General features: G+C 51.8%; 15 protein-coding genes. 2 read left to right on the top strand and 13 right to left on the bottom strand.

What is annotated here, in order from left to right:
- Positions 1 to 210: 210 nt before the first annotated feature.
- A complete protein-coding gene (locus C805_RS15500; RefSeq protein WP_242832693.1) occupies positions 211 to 1728 on the bottom strand; it encodes a recombinase family protein in 1518 nt (505 codons plus the stop codon).
- A 367-nt stretch (positions 1729 to 2095) separates the two neighbouring features.
- Between C805_RS15500 and C805_RS15495 the strand changes: the two genes are divergently transcribed.
- Complete coding sequence (locus tag C805_RS15495; RefSeq protein WP_016214844.1) at positions 2096 to 2869, top strand: hypothetical protein; 774 nt, start codon at positions 2096 to 2098, stop codon at positions 2867 to 2869.
- Positions 2870 to 2913: 44 nt separating this feature from the next.
- Here the strand turns inward: C805_RS15495 and C805_RS15490 are convergent, their stop codons facing one another.
- Genes C805_RS15490 through C805_RS15480 form a run of 4 tightly spaced genes read right to left on the bottom strand, consistent with a single transcriptional unit; the run spans position 2914 to position 7001 of the window.
- Positions 2914 to 4488, bottom strand: coding sequence for a recombinase family protein (locus C805_RS15490; RefSeq protein WP_016214843.1), 1575 nt, complete (start codon positions 4486 to 4488; stop codon positions 2914 to 2916).
- Positions 4476 to 6374 carry a recombinase family protein gene (locus C805_RS15485; RefSeq protein WP_016214842.1) on the bottom strand — a complete coding sequence of 633 codons (1899 nt, stop codon included), beginning with the start codon at positions 6372 to 6374 and terminating at the stop codon, positions 4476 to 4478. The genes C805_RS15490 and C805_RS15485 overlap by 13 nt, the downstream gene beginning before the upstream one ends.
- Positions 6375 to 6418: 44 nt before the next feature.
- Entirely contained in the window at positions 6419 to 6532 is a 114-nt protein-coding gene (locus C805_RS27550) for an SHOCT domain-containing protein (RefSeq protein WP_371197651.1), read from the bottom strand.
- 55 nt (positions 6533 to 6587) lie between these two features.
- Positions 6588 to 7001 carry a hypothetical protein gene (locus tag C805_RS15480; RefSeq protein WP_016214841.1) on the bottom strand — a complete coding sequence of 138 codons (414 nt, stop codon included), beginning with the start codon at positions 6999 to 7001 and terminating at the stop codon, positions 6588 to 6590.
- A 189-nt stretch (positions 7002 to 7190) separates the two neighbouring features.
- On the opposite strand from C805_RS15480, the gene C805_RS15475 reads away from it, so the two are divergent.
- Positions 7191 to 7493 carry a hypothetical protein gene (locus tag C805_RS15475; protein ID WP_016214840.1) on the top strand — a complete coding sequence of 101 codons (303 nt, stop codon included), beginning with the start codon at positions 7191 to 7193 and terminating at the stop codon, positions 7491 to 7493.
- Positions 7494 to 7569: 76 nt separating this feature from the next.
- Here the strand turns inward: C805_RS15475 and C805_RS15470 are convergent, their stop codons facing one another.
- The 8 genes from C805_RS15470 to C805_RS15435 all read right to left on the bottom strand — a co-directional run bounded on the left by C805_RS15470 (position 7570) and on the right by C805_RS15435 (position 19016).
- Positions 7570 to 9081, bottom strand: a complete 1512-nt coding sequence (locus C805_RS15470; protein WP_016214839.1) for an N-acetylmuramoyl-L-alanine amidase — start codon at positions 9079 to 9081, stop codon at positions 7570 to 7572.
- Positions 9082 to 9083: 2 nt separating this feature from the next.
- On the bottom strand, positions 9084 to 9503 hold the full coding sequence (locus C805_RS15465; RefSeq protein WP_016214838.1) for a phage holin family protein: 420 nt from the start codon (positions 9501 to 9503) through the stop codon (positions 9084 to 9086).
- 92 nt (positions 9504 to 9595) lie between these two features.
- Complete coding sequence (locus C805_RS15460; RefSeq protein WP_371197650.1) at positions 9596 to 12070, bottom strand: glycosyl hydrolase family 18 protein; 2475 nt, start codon at positions 12068 to 12070, stop codon at positions 9596 to 9598.
- On the bottom strand, positions 12067 to 12645 hold the full coding sequence (locus C805_RS15455; RefSeq protein WP_016214836.1) for a hypothetical protein: 579 nt from the start codon (positions 12643 to 12645) through the stop codon (positions 12067 to 12069). The genes C805_RS15460 and C805_RS15455 overlap by 4 nt, the downstream gene beginning before the upstream one ends.
- A complete protein-coding gene (locus tag C805_RS15450) occupies positions 12638 to 12838 on the bottom strand; it encodes a hypothetical protein (protein WP_016214835.1) in 201 nt (66 codons plus the stop codon). The genes C805_RS15455 and C805_RS15450 overlap by 8 nt, the downstream gene beginning before the upstream one ends.
- A 12-nt stretch (positions 12839 to 12850) precedes the next feature.
- Complete coding sequence (locus C805_RS15445) at positions 12851 to 15379, bottom strand: phage tail spike protein (RefSeq protein WP_016214834.1); 2529 nt, start codon at positions 15377 to 15379, stop codon at positions 12851 to 12853.
- Positions 15380 to 15385: 6 nt separating this feature from the next.
- Positions 15386 to 16162 (bottom strand): distal tail protein Dit, encoded by a 777-nt coding sequence (locus C805_RS15440; protein WP_016214833.1) that lies wholly within the window; start codon positions 16160 to 16162, stop codon positions 15386 to 15388.
- Positions 16163 to 16178: 16 nt separating this feature from the next.
- Complete coding sequence (locus C805_RS15435; RefSeq protein ID WP_016214832.1) at positions 16179 to 19016, bottom strand: phage tail tape measure protein; 2838 nt, start codon at positions 19014 to 19016, stop codon at positions 16179 to 16181.
- Positions 19017 to 19044: the final 28 nt, after the last annotated feature.

Below are 19044 nucleotides of genomic sequence, written 5' to 3'. Positions count from 1 at the left end.
ATTCACATATGGTATATAAACAGCACTGAATTTTCTGATTACCTGCCTGGATAATCCTGCAACTGATATAAGTAATATTCTATCTGTAAGTTATCTGCCTGTCAAACATCAATATGAAAAATCTGACAAAAATACTGACTTTACAGCAACCGACCAATCTGAAGAACGTTCATCCGTTCAGTGGAATATTTCAGGGGCCCTCGCTTTTTTTCACCCAGTGTGCGGGGAATCTTCCAGTGGATGCTTTCCCGTGAGCGGTCTGCCCTGCGGACAGTTTACGCTTTTTGCAACCGTGTAGCTCCATTTGAGAGGGAGCAGGTTCAAATACACATCAATATGGTCTTTATCATTCACAACCATTTTATCTAAGATTTCTTTGTAAAAATCAGCTTCATATTCTACACCATTTATAAGCTCATTCATCACTTCTGTAATTTCAGCAACAAGTTCCTTCTGTTTTGAGGGTCTTTCCCTTTGTTTGTCTATGCTGTCTATAACGGATTGCAGTTCAGCAATCTCATTCTCACATTTTGCCCTTGCTGCTGAAAATTCATCTCTGGTAATGTCACCAGATGTATAAAGGTCAATAAGGTTTGTGCGTTTTTGCAGGGTGGCTTTCATCTGTGATTTTAGTTTCTCACTGTCTGTACCTGCAGTATCCATTGCCGCGCCTTGGGGGCATACCTTTATGCCATACGGCAAATCAGAAGAAATAACAGACTTGATAATAGCAAGCAAATTGTCAGTAATTTTCTCCTTATTATATTTTAAACTACTCGTGACAAGATACATGATGTGAGTTGCATCTTCGTTGCGTATGCTAAGTCCCCTGCATCCAACTTGATTCCCTGCTTTGTCCACATGGGGACTTCCATGCCTTGCAGCTTCAAGACACCGCCACGCCTTATAGCGGCTTCCATTTTTTCGGGTTTTATATCTCGCCACATAACCCCTGCCGCAGCATCCGCATTTGATTTTCCCGGAAAACGGATAACGGTTGCTGTGTTTTGCTTTGCCCTCCTGTGAAAGCGATTTTTCATCCAAAATGCGGTTTGCCTTTTCAAACAACTCACGAGAAATAATCGGTTCATGATGGTCTTTGATAATCACAAATTCCTCTTGTCCGAGGTTTACTTTCTTTTCATGGGATAAAAAGTCTGGCGTATAGGTTTTTTTCTGCACCAAATCACCGCAGTATTTTTCATTGCGGATAACACGAAGAATAACTGTGTTTTGCCATTCTTTTCCCCGCATGGGCTTAATGCCCTCCTCCCGAAGCTCACGGGCAATCACATGAGTTCCTTTCCCCTCATTTACAAATTTGTGAAAGATAAGACGGACAACTTTTGCCCCATCCTCATTAATATACATTTTGCCGTCTTTCACATCGTAGCCAAGCATACTCCGTCCGAACACAACTCCCTGCTCCATCTGGCGTTTCTGCCCCCATTTCACACGCTCGGAAGTCTTACGGCTTTCCTCCTGTGCAATCGAGGACATAATGGCAAGGCGAAGTTCCGCATCGCCTTCTAAAGTATTGATGTTATCATTCATAAAGATAACACCCACGCCGTGCTTCTTGAGGTCACGGGTATAGAATATACTATCAAGGGTATTTCTCGCAAAACGGGAGATTTCTTTTGTTACAATCAAATCAAAATCACCGTTTTTCGCACACGCAATCATGCGATTAAATTCTTTACGTTTTTTCGTATTCGTACCAGAGATACCTTCATCTATGTAAACGCTGTCTTTGATACAATTCGATTTTGCCTTTAACCTTTTGATTTTGGCATACTTTTTGATTTTGCCTCGTAGGGGGAGGGTTCAAATTGGCTGAGATAGCACAGTAGAAATGTTCATATTTATATGATATAATAAATTGGGTAAGTTAGAATTTGGGAGAATCCAGAAAATAAATCTGCTTATATAATGCCGACAGGAACTGGCTGACCAACGAAATCAAATCAACTTCGGAAGATATAAATTTGTGGGTTACGGTTATATGCCAATTATAAATGCTTTAACGAACAATAGAAACCATGTAGAAATGAAACATACAATTCAAAAATTTTATATGTAGGAGAGCGAATTTATGCGAATAGAAAAGTGGGGATTTTTGCTATCATATGCAGTATATTTAGTTTTTTGTATCGTTTTTTCATTTGTTAGCGAAGATATAGATGCCATTAATTCAATGATTTTTGCTATTACCATTGCCAGTACAGCTTTCTCGATATCAGATCTTTTATTTACAAAAATTGATATTGACAAAAAGGAAAGGGAATCCTTATTTGGGCTATATTACTTAACTGGTCGAGCAAAAGAGTTTTATCTTAATAAGATTGAAGTCAAATATGGTCAGAAAGCAGAGAAAATGGTTTCGATGCTAATGGAATTATTTGATAAAAACGAAGATGAAATCGTAAAATTTTTTGAGGGAAACCTCTCACCACAAGAAAAAGAGCTTTTTCTGAACAAAGTAAAAGCATATTCTAATGATGAACTCACAAAATTTGTAATAAGTTTCTCACAAACAGATAATTCTGACATTAAAGAAATGGTTTCTGAACACGAAAATAAAGATATAAATATTTATAAGTTATTAAATAATCAGAAAACAAAAGAACTAATTTATTACAAAATAGCTTCAATTATTGCAGTTTTGGGACTTGTTTCTTTGTTAATAATATTGACTCTTCGGATTAGTGCAATGTCTTATATAAATAATACGCTCACAGTAATCGCATTCCTGTCTGTGATTATTAACCTACTCTTAAAGGATTATTACAAGGCAAACTCATTAAAAAAGATTGAACATCAAAAGAAGCAGCTAATTAAAAATTTGGAAACACATAATAATAGCTAAATTATTGTATGCTTAAAAAATCCCCTACGGACACAGGGGATTTTTTACACTTTGAGCTCCGTCCCATCCTTAAAGGTGAAGCGGACATCTTCTTTATTAAAAACTGTGACAAAGTCAACCAGGCTGTACCATTGCTCTTCATCAAACTCCGTGGCCACGCCATCCTGCCGTTCCAGTTCTGCAAGGAACCTTTCTATCTGTTCCTTTTTCGCCTGCTTCTCCGTGATGGCATTGCCGACCTCGTTCAGCCGTGCCTTCGTCCGGTCGAACCGCTCCGCCAGCCCATCATACCTTGCCTGGTATTCCGTCTGGTCAAGGGCGACATGGGCGTTCTCCCTCACGCACTGCTGTATCAGCTCCGCCACCACATTCAGTTCTTCCTGAAGCCGTGACTGCTCGGCTTCCAGTTCCGCCGTACTGAAAAGCTGCCCTTTGATGGCCTGGAAGTTTGCGGCAATCTCATCCTTTTCTGTGGTCAGGATATTCACCGCTTTTATGAAAAGTCCCTTAATGGTTTCCTCATCCAAATGTGGTGTGCTGCACTTCTCGCCGCCGTCAAATTTGTGGTTGCACTGCCAGATTACCCGGCGGTATTTATCGTTGGAATGCCACACCTTCGAGCCGTACCAGCTTCCGCAGTCGCCGCATTTTATTTTGCTGGAAAAGATGCATACGCTGCTCTGTCGGTTCGTTCCCGTCTGCCGGACGGCCATCTGTTTCTGCACCGCCTCGAACACGGCAGGCTCTATGATGGCATCGTGGTTATGCTCCACATAATACTGCGGGACCTCGCCCTCATTGACCTTTTTCTTTTTGGAGAGGAAATCCACCGTGTAGACTTTCTGTAGAAGCGCGTCCCCTTTGTATTTTTCGTTCGTGAGGATGCTCCTGATCGTGCTTCCCGACCAGTTTATCTTGCCGCCCGGAGTCGGGATGCCTTCCTCCGTCAGTGCCTTTGCGATTGCAAATGGAGACCGCCCCTGCAGGAACATCCCATAAATCCTCCGAACAGTCTTCGCCTGTTCTTCGTTAATGACAAGGTTTCCATCCTCGCCTCGGTCATAGCCAAGGAAACGCTTGAACGGAACCGTGACCTTGCCGTCTGCAAACCGCTTCCTCTGCCCCCATGTGACGTTCTCCGAAATGGAGCGGCTCTCTTCCTGCGCCAGCGAGGACATGATGGTCAGGAGCAGCTCGCCCTTGCTGTCAAAGGTCCAGATATTTTCCTTTTCAAAATAACACTCCACTTTGTGTTCTTTCAATTTACGGATAGTGGTCAGGCTGTCTACCGTGTTCCTTGCGAAACGGCTCACCGACTTCGTGATGATGAGGTCAATGCGGCCGTCCAGGGCATCCGCCACCATTTTGTTAAAACCGTCGCGCTTTGTCGTGGAAGTCGCACTGATCCCTTCGTCCGTATATACAGAAACGAACTCCCAATCTTCGCGCCCCTTTATATAGTTTGTGTAATAATCCACCTGCGCCTCGTAGCTGGTCTGCTGCTCCTCATGGTCGGTGCTGACGCGGGCATAGCCTGCAACCTTCCTCTTATCCCTGCTGTTGATTGGAGCCGCTGTATATCTGCTCCGTGTAGCAGGTATCGTGATCACCTTTGCCATCGCTCTGCCCTCCCGTCATAAAAGTGGATTTCCAGGCTGCCGTCCGGAAACGCCGTGACATAATCTACCGTTCCATTGAACGCTTCCGCGTCAAATTCCTCCATGCCCATCATGTAGGCGGAAACCTTACGGATGTCCGAATCCTGAAAATCCCGGCCGCTGCATTCCGTCCTGACCTTTGACTTGCCGCTGCACCGCCAGTATGTGTATTTTCCATAGCAGCAGTATCTGTGGTAAAGGTTGCCGCAGGAGGCGCATCTGATTTTTCCGGTAAATTCATCCGTTGATGTGTTCTCATGCCTGTTACTCCGGAGTTTCAATGTTTCGTAAGCCTTAACCGTGCCGTCCTTCAGATGGAAATCAATGCTCCCTGTCTTCTGCACCACCATCCGCTCCACGGTTTCCGTGAAAAAGCCTTCATCGAATGCTTCCAGCCCCATGACCATGCAGAAGATTTCCTTCATCTCCGAATCCGGATAATTCACGCTGTCGCAGGTTACCCCATGATGGCTTTTTGCCCTGCAGTACCAGTAAAGGTGCCTGTCTTTGCTTTCACTGACTGCCCTGCCGTACCGTCTGCCGCACTGCCCACAGAATATCTTCCCATCAAAGAGATGCGCAGGTCTTTTCTTCATCGGCTTGTCAGGCACTTTCGCGGGCTTCGGAGGCATCTCCCACCGCTTTATCTGTCCGTCAAAAAACTGCACCTCAAGGCTGCCGTCCGGCAGTGCCGAAATGAGCCTGACTGAGCTTTCAAAAGCCGTCCCGTCAAAACTGTCCGTCCCCATCAGCTTTGCGCATATCTCCATGAGGTTCTGCTCTGAATAATTGCGGCTTGTGCAGGTCATCCCGACTTCCTTTTTCGCCCTGCAGAACCAACTGACATATTCTTTCCCTTTGGTGGTTCCTTTCCTGCGGGTAAAGCTCTGGCCGCATATGCCGCATTTTATCTTTCCCGTAAAAGGGTAGGTAGGATTGACAAGCCCTGCCCGCCGTTCCATCTCCGCCTGGACCTTTGCATAAGTCTCACGGTCAATGATGGCTTCATGGCAGTCTGCCATGTAATACTGCGGCAGCTCCCCGCAGTTTTTCACCTTCGTTTTTGTGATCGGGTCTGCCATGTAGCATTTCTGCCGCCGGATATCCCCGGCATAGACCTCGTTGAAGATAAGCTGCCGCACCGATGCTTCCTGAAAGTCATTCCCAAGCGTGGTGCGGATGCCTGCACTGTTCATGCTCTCCGCAATCCCCCGCAGGGGAACCCCGTCAATGTACATCTTGAACATCCAGCGGACTGCTTCCGCCTCTTCCGGTATGATGACATATTTTTTCTCATCCTCATCATACTGGTACCCAAGGATGTGCTTGTTTGCCGCCCCGATTTCCCCGGACTGGAACCGCTTCCTGACTCCCCATTTCACGTTTTCCGAAATGCTCCGGCTCTCCTCCTGTGCAAAGGATGCGAGGAGGGTGAGCATCAGCTCGCCGTCTTCCGAGAGCGAATGGATATGCTCTTTTTCAAACCGCACCTCGATGCCGAGGTTCTTCAAATGCCTCACCGTCTCCAACAGGTCAACCGTGTTTCTTGCGAAACGGCTGATGGATTTTGTCAGGATGATGTCAATTTTCCCTTCCTCACAGTCTGCCAGCATTCTTAAGAATTCACCGCGCCTGGATGTGTCCGTGCCGGATATACCCATGTCCGCATATACCCCTGCATACTCCCATTCGGGGTTTTTCTGTATCAGAGTACTGTAATAGCTCACTTGCGCGGAAACGGAATGCATCAGCCGCTCGGTGTCCTTGGAAACACGGGCATAGGCGGCGACCTTCTTCCGTGCCTGGATAACCGGCAGCTTTGGCTCTATCTTGCTGATTTTCCGCATGAAATCAACTCCTTTCCGCTACTATACATCACTCTAAAACGCAATTATATCAAGGGTTTTCCGGCTAATAATGTACCCAAAGTTGGCCGGTATTTTTTAAGCAGGATTGTATCAATTTCCGCAAATTCCTTCTCTGAAATGACGCCCTTCTGCAACATGGATTTTGCCACGGAAAGAGACATAAGATAGAGCCGTTCAGCCCTGAACTGTTCTTTACTCACCTCCATCACCGCCTTTGAAACGGTTCCTGACATAGCATTCGTGGGAGCAGTATTTCCGTTTGGAATTGCCGTAAGCCGTGAATGCTTTTCCGCAGCCGGCACAGGTAAAAGAATAGACCGCCCGCTGTTTTATTTTCTCCGGATGCTCATGCCACCACTTCACCCTGCATTCACCGCAGCAGAACACGCGGGGCTTCATCCCTGACCTCTGCTGCAGGGGCTTTCCGCACTCCCTGCATCCCGGAACCTGCGTTTCCGCAGACACCGCCATTTCCCCCGCCAGCCCGTTCCTCCTGCAGAAGCTCTTGACCGTGTCTTTTGAAATCCCGACTTTGTTTGCAACCGCCGTATATCCACAGCCTTTCTTCCGAAGGCGTATGATCTGCTTTTTCTGTTCCTCCGTCATGGAAAGCACCTCCTCACTATACGGAGATTTGGAGGGCTTTTTGATGGGGTGTTTTTTGAAAAAAATACAGAAAGCCGTCCATGGCATTTTATGAAATACCGGCTTGTCACTATTCCCCATCCATTTTTAAGTTGATAACCTGCAGATTCAGAGTTAATATGCACCACTGAGGAAAGGAGGGATTCTGCCATGGATAAGGATTCCGTATTGTACCTGCTGATGGATATGCGGGTAAACGGCATACTGGACCGCATCCTGGAAAAGGATGAAGAATACCAGGAAATTGCCCGGAAGTCAGGGGAATATTTAGACCGGCTGGAGGCTATGGACCTGCCGCAGGAGGCACGGTCGCTGATTGACCTGCACTCCTGCGAACAGAACGCACTTGGCGCACGTTACGGCGCTCTTGCTTATCTGCTCGGCTTTTCGGACTGCGTGGAGCTGATGACGAAGCCGATGCACCTGTCAGCCGCACCAAGGAAAACAGATTAAAACCGCAGAACGCAAAACAAGCCCGCAGCATCGTTTCAAATGCCGCGGGCTTGTTTTTCTGTCCTCCAATATTCAGTTACACTCTCTGTGCATAATCCAGACTCACCCATCCATTTCGTCCGCTCTGATAGGATTTCAGCAGCCCCCACCTGGATGCGCCTTTTCCGTCTGCCTCTTCCACAATCGTAAAAGTGCCGGCTCCCGTATATTTCCCGGTCTTTGCATGGTCAGTGCCTGGGCCTTTCCGGATGTTAAGGTCGGGGATGGACACCCGCACCAGATACGGCTTGAACGCTGCCGCCTTGGTGTACACCGCTTTCCCGGATTCATCAAAAACGGAATAGCCGGGGTTCTCATCCACACATTTCTTTGCGTTCTCTAATACTTTAAATGCCCCTTTCTGTGAGGATGCATCTGCCCAGGTCTTCCGGACGCGGTACCAGACTTCCGTTTCTGCAGGCGCGGAGGCAGATGCCCCTCCCACCGTGCCGAGGATGCCTTTTAGGATCGTGAGGATCTTCTCCCCATAGCCAGCGCCTGTCGCCCATCCCTTTCCAGCAGGGTTTTCCTTCTGCCCAAGCCACTCCACATATTCCGCACAGCCCCTCGTAACATACTTGAACCGCGGGTCAATGCAGGCATTCTTCAGTGCCTCCGTGGAAGCATAGGCTTTCAAATGCTGCACCTGCGCCTGGATGCCGAGCTGCGGCGTGTCAAAGGAATTCCCCTTTACCCCGTTAGAAGTCACGCCCATGCCGCAGAAGTTATTCTGTGAAAGCGTGACCGCAGAGCCGGAAAAGGTGAAATTCCCTGTCTCAAGGCAGGACTGCGCAAAAGCAATGTCACCCCGCACCCCTTCCTCTTTTCCTTCCGAAAGGTACAGCGGAACCATGTCGAGGACAGGCTGTGCCACGGATGGGTTCTTTGCTTTAAGGTATACCTTCATCTGCTCCGCCGTTGCCATGGCATTCCCCATGATCTTCGTGTATCCGCCTGTGCCGGAGGATGCGCCACCCATCGCCGCCTTGACCGCCCTGCGGAACCCGTCCATGGTGTACCCCATGCCAAGCTGCGTCCATAAATGCTCCGGGTCGCCGTGGTTACTGGCAATACCCCGGCTACACCCTTCCTTATGGCTGATGATGACGCCATCCGCAAGCGGATCAAGGCTGTACTTTTCACAGAGCATGGCGAACAGCTCCACCGCCGTCTCATAAGTCCGTTTCGCCACTGCTTTTGCCGTAGCCGTGTCGGAGCAGGTGAAATTGCTGCCCGATGTGTATTTGATACACGCCGGTTCGCACATCTCCACCCCGATGTGGGTATTGTTGCCGCTGCCCTTGCTGCCGGAGCCACAGTGCCATCCCCTGTGGTTCCACGGAAGCGTCTGGTACGCCGTACCGTCGTTGCCGTCAATGAAGCCATGGACACAGGCGCTGTCATAGGACGCGCTGTTCCAGCTATTGATGAAAGCGGATGCCTTCGGCTGCGGACAGCCCACGGAATGGAGCATCAGCCCCTTTACCGTGATCTTTCTCCCTGCCGTATAGCAGGGATTCCTTGTCAGAATACTTTCTACCAGCTTCATGCTTATTCATCCTCCTTCCCGTTTTCTGCCCTGTCATGGAGCTGTTCCAGAATCTCACGCAGCTTCTCCGGGATGGGCAGCCCCAGGTGTCCGGCATTCTCCAAAAGGCTCACGCCCTCGTTGGAGATATAGAAAAAAATGATCGCCGTGCGTAACACACTGCCCGTGCCGATGACCTGCACATCGAGGATGTTGGCAATCCCCACAAGCAGGAAGATCAGCACCTTCTTTGCAATGCCTTTAAAGCCCACCTCGCTGGACAGCTTCTTATCCGCTGCGGCACACATCACTCCTGTGATATAATCCACCACGACAAAAGCAATCAGCGCATACAGCAGGCCGTCACAGCCGCCGAGGAAATAGCCGAGCCACCCTCCGGTGGCAGTGAAAATGAGTTGGATCGTGTTCCAGAATTCCTTCATAGTGAAACCCTCCTTTAAATGATTTTTGTGTATGAAAAAAGCGGCTGCCCGCTGTGGACATCCGCCAGTTTCCAATAGGAAATATTAAGTTTTTATATCTGCTTTGGAAGCCACTCCCAAAGCCTCATGTCCTCCTGCCCAAGCGACCACATACACATCCCCCGCAGCTTCCAGCGGTACGCCGCCTGGTTCGCCCAATAGACGAGGGAGTCCACGTCCTGGTAATAGAGGATGGAGAAGCCGTCCGCGTCCCCTAAAAACAGCCGGGAAATCCAGATATTGATGTCCCTCGGAGTGACCTCTGCCGTGTAGTTGTTCCCGCAGGATATCTTCATCAGCTCCGAATGGAAAAAATCATAATCCATCGAAATGTCCTCATTTCGTGTGGCGCTTTCCTCCACATCGGCGGTCAGCGTGAACACCTGGAATTCCTCATCCCATGCCGCATTGCTTCTGCTGATCCGGCCGAAGGATTTAAAACTGCCGTCCGGCATCCTCACGTCAAACCGCTCGTAAGGCTCATACGTCCATGCGTCCCCAAGCCTCATCAGTTCGCAGACGGTGCGGTTATCGGAGCGGTACCCTGCATAACCGCCGGAAAATCCACTGATTGTCGCCGTGAAACGCAGCGTGTAGGATGCGCCGGAATAGACGCGCACCCTGTTCCCCCGGATACGCATTTCAATAGTGTACATGGTTGGATTCCCACGCAGGTCTGCATTCGCCGTCCGGCTGATCGTCTGGCTGTAACTGCCAAGGAGGGCGGAGCCCTTGTAAAGCTCCACCCTCTGTGTATCATAATTTAAGCAGCAGAATACATCCCCGCAGAACACCCCTGCCTTCCCGCTGCCGTCTGCCGGGAACGCCAGCCTTGCCCGCAGGTGCAGTTCCTTAAATCCGCTGTACTTCCATGCAAGCTGCCCGCTCCCCTCAAGCTGGGAGTACGGCCGGTTCTCGTAGCCCTCCCGCCACACCTCCCATTTGCCGGAGAGCGTCGTCCAGTAGCTTTCCGGCAGGGGGTTCTCATCCCGGAAGTCCTCGTACCAGATGAGTGCCGAGTCCGGCTTCCTGCGGAGCATCTCCAGCGTCAGCTTGAAGCCTTTGTCCGGCTGCGCCATGTTGCCGTCCACGTCCTTGAATTTCCGCGGCGCAAGCGTATAGACCGCTTTCCCCGCAGACGGATATTCGAAAAAAGAGCCGCAGACACGGAAACCATAAAACTGCACGCCCTTCATGTCCACGGATATTTTGATGGTATGCGTCCCCGCCGAAAGCGATATTCCCTTTGCAAGCATCGTCCAGAAGGAAGTCCTCCAGTACGGCCACCACAGGCGGCTTTCCGTGAAATGCGATGTCGTCCCATCAAGCGAAATGTAGATGCTATTCTTATCCCAAAACGGATAACAGATACGCACCGCCACATCATAGGTTCCCGCCGAAGATACACTAAATTGGTACGTTGCCGAACCTTCATCCCCAAGCACCGCCACGCCGTTTTCAATGGAAATAATGCCTGCCGCATTTGACGGATTATCTGCGCTCCGGTCAACAAGGATATTTTCAAATTCCGTCTTCTGCTCCTTGCCATAAGCGGTAAGGTAATGCCTGCGGTTGTATGTGCCGGAAAGCAGCGGGTATTCATAGGAAACTGCATCCCGCCCCTCCATGTAGTCGTACACATGGGGAAGCGCCCACGGCACTTTGTCGTAGTCGTCCCAATAGGCCACGATGGGGATGAAGGGCTGCGGCGGCTTGTCATCCGTGAAGTTATAACCGCCCGTCATCCAAAGCTGTGCGGCATAGTAGGTGTTGGAAGTCCCCCGGTAGGTCACGCCCATATTTTTTTGTGTATCGTGTATCCTCCAGTTCCACCCGTAGGCGGGCATCCCCAAAAACACCTTATCCGGGTTCATCACTTTTACGGCGTAATCATAGATGCCCTCCAGCCATGAGCGGGGAGATACCGGCCCCGGCGCGCTGCCCGCCCATGCCATGCCGTAGCTCATGATGGAGGCCGTATCGCAGTATTGATTAAGGTCGCCGTAGACGCACCAGTTCTCTCCTCCAACAGATCCGTTGATGCTGTCCATCCCCGGCAGGCAGATGTTCATCAGCTTTGCGGGGTTGTAGGACTTCACAGTGTTGTAAATATTGCGGAACATGGCGGTTGATTTTGCCGCCGTGGAATAATCGTCCCCTTTCTCCAGGTCGATGTCCACGCCGTCACACCACGGGTACTTTTCCATGATCCGCACAAGCTCCGAGAGGAACTTATCCTGCGCCCCGTCCGTGTTCTCCCGCAGTGCCTTGAAGATGCTGTTCGTGCCGTCATTCGCCACGGTCAGCAGCCACTTGATGTGCGGCCATTTGCTGATATACGTCCGCATGGTGGAGCCTGCCGCAATGGAAACGCCGCTCTCATAAATTTCCCCGGTCGCCCTGACCTTGAAGGAAAAAAGCCCGATCTGGCTGATGCGGTCGCCGTAGTCCCGGAGCGCCTGGTACATCCTCGTATTGCCCATGAATGTCCATACCATGATCTGCTTTCCTTTGAGTGCGTCCATCAGAATGTCCCGCCCCCTTCCTGCATCTCCTGCATCGTAAATAACAGCCTCGCCGTTTTCCCGCCCTCCAGCATCACCTTATGCTTGGAATCCCATGCGGCGCTGTACTGGTAGAACCCTTCCTTTTTCTCCGGAACCCCGTTCTTCGTGCATTCCCTCGTACTGGCAAGCAGCGCGATATCATCCTCCGCATTCACGGAATTTGGGAACACCATCCTCTGGCCGCCCACGCCCTGGGCGAGCCGCACCGTCCCCGCCGCCATATCGGATTTCGGGTAGATGTGGATATCTAACGGCGCGGAGGTCTTTCCCAGGTTGAAGAGGATGACCGTCTCCTCCGAGCGCACCACGCCGTTGAACCACACGGGAGCCTTTATCCCGCCATCCTCCCGGAACTTCTGCAGGCAGGTTTCCGTGTGCGGGGCATATCCCGTAAGACCCGGCCCTTCCTGCAGTTGGAGGTCGGTAAACCAGATGCGCCCGGAGCAGTCGGCAATGGTGGGGACCACCGTCACGCTCACGACGCGCATATCCTTTTTCTTATTGACCACTTCCGCAAGCCTAACAAACTCAGCCATCCAGCGTCCACCTCAGTTCCGAGGGATGCCCCACCCATCCCATTGCCACCGGCCCTCCCTGCAGGAGGATATCCGTGATATAGAAATCACCCGTGCAGTCTGTGATACAGACGCGGACGGTGACGGATTTCAGTCTTTCGGATGAGAAGTTTTCCGGAGTGATTTTTGCTATTGTCCTTGAAAAATATGCCATGCTGACCTCCCATCAATACAGGTCGATAAACCTTGACTCCGTGCTGCCGTCCTCATATTCCAGCACAATCTCAATGCCGACCTGCGAATTCCCGCTCAGTTTCTTAAGGTTCTCGGACGCGATCTGCGCCGAGATGGTGTAGCTGTCACGGTTGGCGGGATATACCGTCTGCGACAGGCTCTTGGTCATGCCTGCTACTCCTTCCGCCTTAAAAGAGGCTGTGCCGCTCGCCCCGTTTTCCCCGTCTGCTTCGAATCCGGAGGACACCCAATACGCAAGCCCGTCATCGGCACGGGAATTTCTAAGGAGGTTGAACGGCACCAGCTCTGCGATGTCCTCGCTGGACACCACGCTGACGCCCTCTAAGGAATCGGCGGCATTGTCCCACTTGCTCGTGGAGCTGCCCAAGTTCTTAAGCACCGTGGAAAGCTCCAGCACCGTGTTCCACGGTTCCTGCAGGTTGTATTCCCTTCTTACAATCCTCGTGGTGACCGAAAGCCCCAGATCCTTATCCTCCACCCGCACATAATCCCCAAGCTCCCACGCCTCATGCTCATATCCCGTCAGCACAGATAAATCCATGGCGTTCAGCACATAGGACACGGTCGCTTTACAGTAATCCGCAAGCCTCATGCGGGTAAATTCAAGCATCTGGTAAGGATTGGTGAATGCGGAGCAGTCCAGGGAGGAAACACGGATTTCTTTGGAATAAGTAAAATCCTCCACATAAGGCTTCCCGCCGTTGATGCTGGCAAAGGTCATGCCGTCCGCACCGACCGCATAAAGTCTCGTGACAAGTCCCGTGGTGTCCACCGTCCGCTCGATGTCCTTCATGTTCTTCCCGTACATGAACAGCGCGCCGCTGTCCTTTCCGTTTAAGATGAGCAGATGCACCAGCCGGTTCGGGCAGTCAAACACCAGGTCGCCGCCGTGTAAATCCGCAACATTGCGGAGGATGGAAAGCGCATTCTTCTCCGTGGAGGTCCATGTGCGTTTCGTGGTGACCGTGACCGTGCCGACTTTCCATTCCGTGCCGGAAAGGGCATAAGCCATGGCCGCATCCGCCGTCTCCGCGTCAAAGGCTTTCTCCTCCTTCCGGACGGAATAGGCAAGGTTGTAAAACTCCGCCTCGGCATACACCTCTGTCACGGCGTTGCCGGAGGCGTCCTTGCTGTCCGTGACCGTTCGGATGATGTACACGTCATCCACGATCTGGATTTTCTTCTCGTTGTCGATATATCCCCGCTTGGCATCGGCAAAGGGAATTTTGAAATTAAGCGTATCCTCGCCATTGATCTCCCCCGTCACAATGATATCATAGGCGTTTTCCAGCACCGCCTCCCATGTGCCATTAGAATCCAAAACCACGGGGCGGGCATAGCCGATTTTCTCGTAGGGGGATTTCGGTACGTCATAAATCCGGATGTCCGTCAGCTTCGGTGTCCTTGCCGTGTCCGCTGTCGTGAGCGTTACCCGGAAACGGATGTATGTGCGGGCAGGGGACGGCATTTTTCCATCCGCGCCCACCGCCACCCAATCGCTCCAGCTAATGAGGTCATTGCTTGTGGAGGTTTCCACAAGGGAAATGTCCGTCACGCCGGGTACGCACTCGCTTGAGACAGATATTTTTCCTGCGCTGGACAGCCCGTATTCCACGGCACGGGTATACAGCACACCGCTTTCCGGGTACGCACCGTTACTTCCCTTCCGCAGCGTCACGCCATCTGTGACAGAGAGGGCATCCACATCCCCTACAGTATCGCCGCCGTTGGCAAAGGCCGTGGCGCGGAAATAGTCTGCAAGGTCATCTGCGGTCAGTTCTGAATCGCAGTCCAGAAACCAGTCATCAAAACCTCCCGCAAACCAGTAGGAACCGGCGTGCATCCCCATGATGAGGTCTGCCGTGCAGGAGCGGTTCAGCTCCCCCGTAAAGGAGAGCGCCGCCGAAACCCACACCGCCCCGCTTTCTTGGTCGCCTATGACATACTGTACCTTTTTATTATCAGGCTCTATCACGCAGGCAATGAAGTACCACCTGTTATTCGCAAAAGCAAAAGGCGGCGTCACCGACTCATCCAGTATCAGGGTACCGGAGGAATTATAGAGCATGATCCTCGGTTTCCCCCGGATAAGGGAAAGATAAAAAATCGGTTGCCCCGGCCCCTGCCTGGTATTGAAAATCGGCGTGTAGGTGTTGCCCACGGAATAGGTGGTGGGGTTCATCCAGCCGCCCACAACAATCCGCTCCCCAAGGCTCTGGAAAATGGAGCCGTCATTCGTTACCTTCAGATAGGTTTTCTCCGAAGCGGGATTCGTGATGTTCATGCGGAAATGCCGCCCTTTCTGCCCGTTGCGGAAACCGGCGCTCGTACCCGACCAGCCAGAAATAAACATCTTCCTGCCTTTGCCGGACGAATCGATTAGCATGGTGTCCGCATCCGGGGCGGAATCATTGAAACGCCACAATCCGTCCTTTGCATACTCCGCAGGGAATTCCCCCGTGAAATCCGTCTGTGTATTCAAAATTACCTGCAAGCCCATAAAACATCACCTCCAGCGGCTCTTTGCCTGTATTTCAAGTTCCGTAAAGGTGGCGTTCGATACTGCCACCTCCACCGTGTTCAACCCCGCGTCAAGCGTGGGGAAGTTCAGTTCGCTGATATACGGCAGGGCGTTGCGGAGCGTGTTCCCCTCCACGTCCTCCACCCATGCCGTCATTTTCGCTGTATCGATTACCAGTGTTTCCGATGCGGATAAAACCGCATTTGATATTTTCAGTTCCATGCCATTTGTGGTGATGCTGATATACCTGCCTGCCCCGGAAGCCAGGATGCCTTTCAGCCGATAGACGGGATTGGAGTACAGATTCCCAAGCCTCCGCCTCACCGTGTGGCTCCCCACTGCCGTGACGGTAAAAACCTCATCCTCCGCAGCATAGCCGAATGGGTCAGGGCAGAAAAAAGTGAGGTCAAATGTCGCCGCCAGCCTCACCACCCGCTCAAAAGTCACACCCTCCTGGAGCCTTGCGTAATACACCCGCCCCGGCTCCGTATCCAGTTTCAGTCCGCACACGCCTTTGTCCGGGCTCAGCCAGCTTACGATTTCATCCTTGCACTCAAGCAGCTCCGCCGCCGTCCGCTTTGGAGGGATGAAGCAGGATATCTCTATCACCCGTTCGGAAAGGGACGCACCCAGGTCAACAAGGCCGTCCCTGCCCGCCATGGAAATGGTGCGGTTTTTCAGTTCCGGCACCCGGTTCTCCGTGGCCATGCGGCTTGCAATCCCCATGCTTTTTGATGTGACGCCGTCAAAAGAAAAACCCATCTGCCTGCCTCCTTTCCTACGAATATCCGTTTGCCCGCCGTCCCTGCTGGAGCTGCCGGTAAAGCTGCTGTGAGATTTTGCGGATGTCCTCCTCGCTCCTCACGTTCATTTCCTTCACCTCGATCAGCGGCCCGTTTATGGAGCCGCCCTGTGACGGTCCGTCCCCGCCATTTCCAGATACAGAAATCTCCTGCACGGCTGCGGAAGGGTTCAGCACCATATCCGCCGCCACGCCGTCCACTGCCTTTGCCACCATGCTCTTGCTGTCCTCGATGCCCTTTGCCAGCCCCTTCATGAAGTCCGGCATCCAGCTCTCGTAATCGGTCAGCGGCCCTTCGTCCGGCACGGAGAAGTGCAGGAAGGACTTGATCTTGTTTGCCACGCTGCTCACAGCATCTCCCACAGCCCCGATACAGCTCTTAATGCCGTTCACGATACCCATGATCATGTCCTTGCCCCACTGCAGGGCTTTGGACGGTAGGCTCGTGATGAAGCTGATGGCGTTGTTAAAGCCGCTCTTTATCACAGATACGATATTGCCCATCGTGCCGCTGATGGAGGACTTGATGTTATTGAACACTGTTGAAACTGTATTTTTTATCCCGTTTACCACGGTGCTGACCGTGCTTTTTATCCCATTCCAAACGGTAGAAATTACAGTCTTTATGGCATTTACCACAGTCGTGACAGCAGTTTTTATTCCATTCCAAACCGTGGTGATGACCGTCTTTATCGCATTCAGGACTGTAGTGACTGTATTTTTGGTGGCGTTCCATGCCGTGGTGATAAAGGTCTGGATTGCCGTCACTACCGTGGTAACCACGGTTTTTATCCCATTCCAAATGGTTGTGAATACCGTCTTTATCGCATTTAAGACCGTAGTGATAATGGTCTTGTAAATATTGAAATAAGTGGTGATGATGGTTTTAATCACTTCCACCACTGTGCTGAATATCGTTTTTATCCCTTCCCACAGCCCGGAAAAAAAATCCTTTATCCCGTTCCAAACAGCCTGCGCTGTGGACGAGATGGCCTCCCATGCCGCCGCAAAGAAGTTTTTGATTGCCTCCCATACGGCAATGGCGACTTCTTTCACATTCTCCCAAAGGTTAATCCAGAACTGCCGGAAATCCTCATTCGTGTTCCACAGATAAATAAAGGCCGCCACCAGTGCCGTGATTGCCGCTATGATTAAGAAGATGGGGTTCGCCAGCATGGTGGTGTTTAAGGCAGCAAAGGCAGTCTTTACGGTATTGATGACGCCTGCCACTTTCGGGACAATCGTCATGATTGTGCCGACCGCAGACACCACTTTCCCAACGACAATCAGCACCGGCCTCAAAGCCGCCGCCAATAGTGCGACCGTGGTTATGACTTTCTTCGTCCCCTCGTCCATGCCGTTCAGCCAGTCTACGAACTGCTGCACCCACCCCACAATCATTTTGATGGCGGGCATCAAAAGCTCCCCAAAAGAAATAGCCAGCCCCTCTAAGGCTGACTTTAAAATAGTGATCTGCCCCTGCAGGTTGTCAAGCTGTGTGTCCGCCATCTGCTGCGCCGCACCGCCGCTGTCGATGATGGACTGCTGCAGGTCATCCCAGGTAGTCCCTGTATTGGCAAGCAGGGCGTTCACGGAAGACAGGTCGGTCTTGTTGAAAATCTGCCCGATGATATTGGACTTCTCCGCCGCCGTCATGCCGTCCATGCTCATGTTCAGGTCACCCAGGATGTCGTTTAAGGAGCGCATATTCCCCTCGGAATCGTAAACATCCAGGCCAAGCTGCTCCATACAGGCAGCCGCCTTGTCGGTCGGGTTCTGTAATGACAGGATGACATTTCGGAGGTGTGTGCCGCCCTCCGCGCCCTTGATGCCGTTGTTGGCGAGGATGCCGAGGGCCGTGTTCAGCTCCGCCGTGCCGCCTTTCACGGTCTTGGCAGTCGCACCGATGGTGAGGATGCCCTCGCCAAGCTGCGCCACAGATGTGTTGGTGGTGGAGGCGGTCTTCGCCATCTGGTCAACCATCGTCCCCGCCTCATCCACGCCCATGCCCAGGGCGGACATGGCGTCCGTCACCATGTCCGATGCCGCCGCAAGGTCGATGCCTCCCGCCGCCGCAAGATTTAGGACGGTGGGGAGCGTGTCGCACATCTGCTGTGTGTCATAACCGGCAAGGGCGAGGTAGTTCAAAGCCTCCGCACACTCGCTTGCGGAGAATGCTGTCTCGCTGCCCATCTTCTTTGCCAGTGCGGAAAGCGTATCCATCGTGTTGACGCTCTCGCCGTTGACCGTGGACATGGCATCCTTCGTGATTCCCATCGTTGCCTGCACCTGCGACATGGAGCTTTCAAAGTTTGCCGCCGTGCTGACCGCCGCCGTGCCGAGGGCAGTCACGCCTGCCGTGACGGGGAGCAGCTTCTGCCCGGCGGAGGAAATGTTATCCCCGACAGTCTTCAGCTTTTCACCCGTGGCGGCGATTTTCTGTAATGCCACAGCGGACTGCCCTGCCTGCCGCTCCAGGTCACGCAGATTGTTTTCCGTTTCGATGATCTCCCTCTGGAGGGCATCGTACTGGTCCTGTGAGATTTCCCCATTGGCAAGGGCCGTGTTTGCCTGCTCTGCGGCGGTCTTTAGGGTCTCCAGCTTTTCCTTCGTCCCCGCCACCGCCTCGCCCAAAAGCCTGTGCTTCTGTGCCAGCAGCTCCGTGTTGCCGGGATCTAATTTTAAGAGCTTCTCCACATCCCGTAGCTGCGACTGCGTATCCCGGATGGAGGAATTGACTCCCTTTAATGCGGTCTGTAACTTGGTGGTATCCCCGCCGATCTCAACAGTGATACCCTTGATTCTGTTCGCCACGGCGGACACCCCTTCCTGTTAAAATGCA

This window comes from Eubacterium sp. 14-2 (assembly GCF_000403845.2).
GTDB lineage: Bacteria > Bacillota > Clostridia > Lachnospirales > Lachnospiraceae > Petralouisia.
The sequence above is the reverse complement of the archived record's forward strand: the minus strand, read 5'-3'. Positions and strand labels throughout refer to the sequence as shown.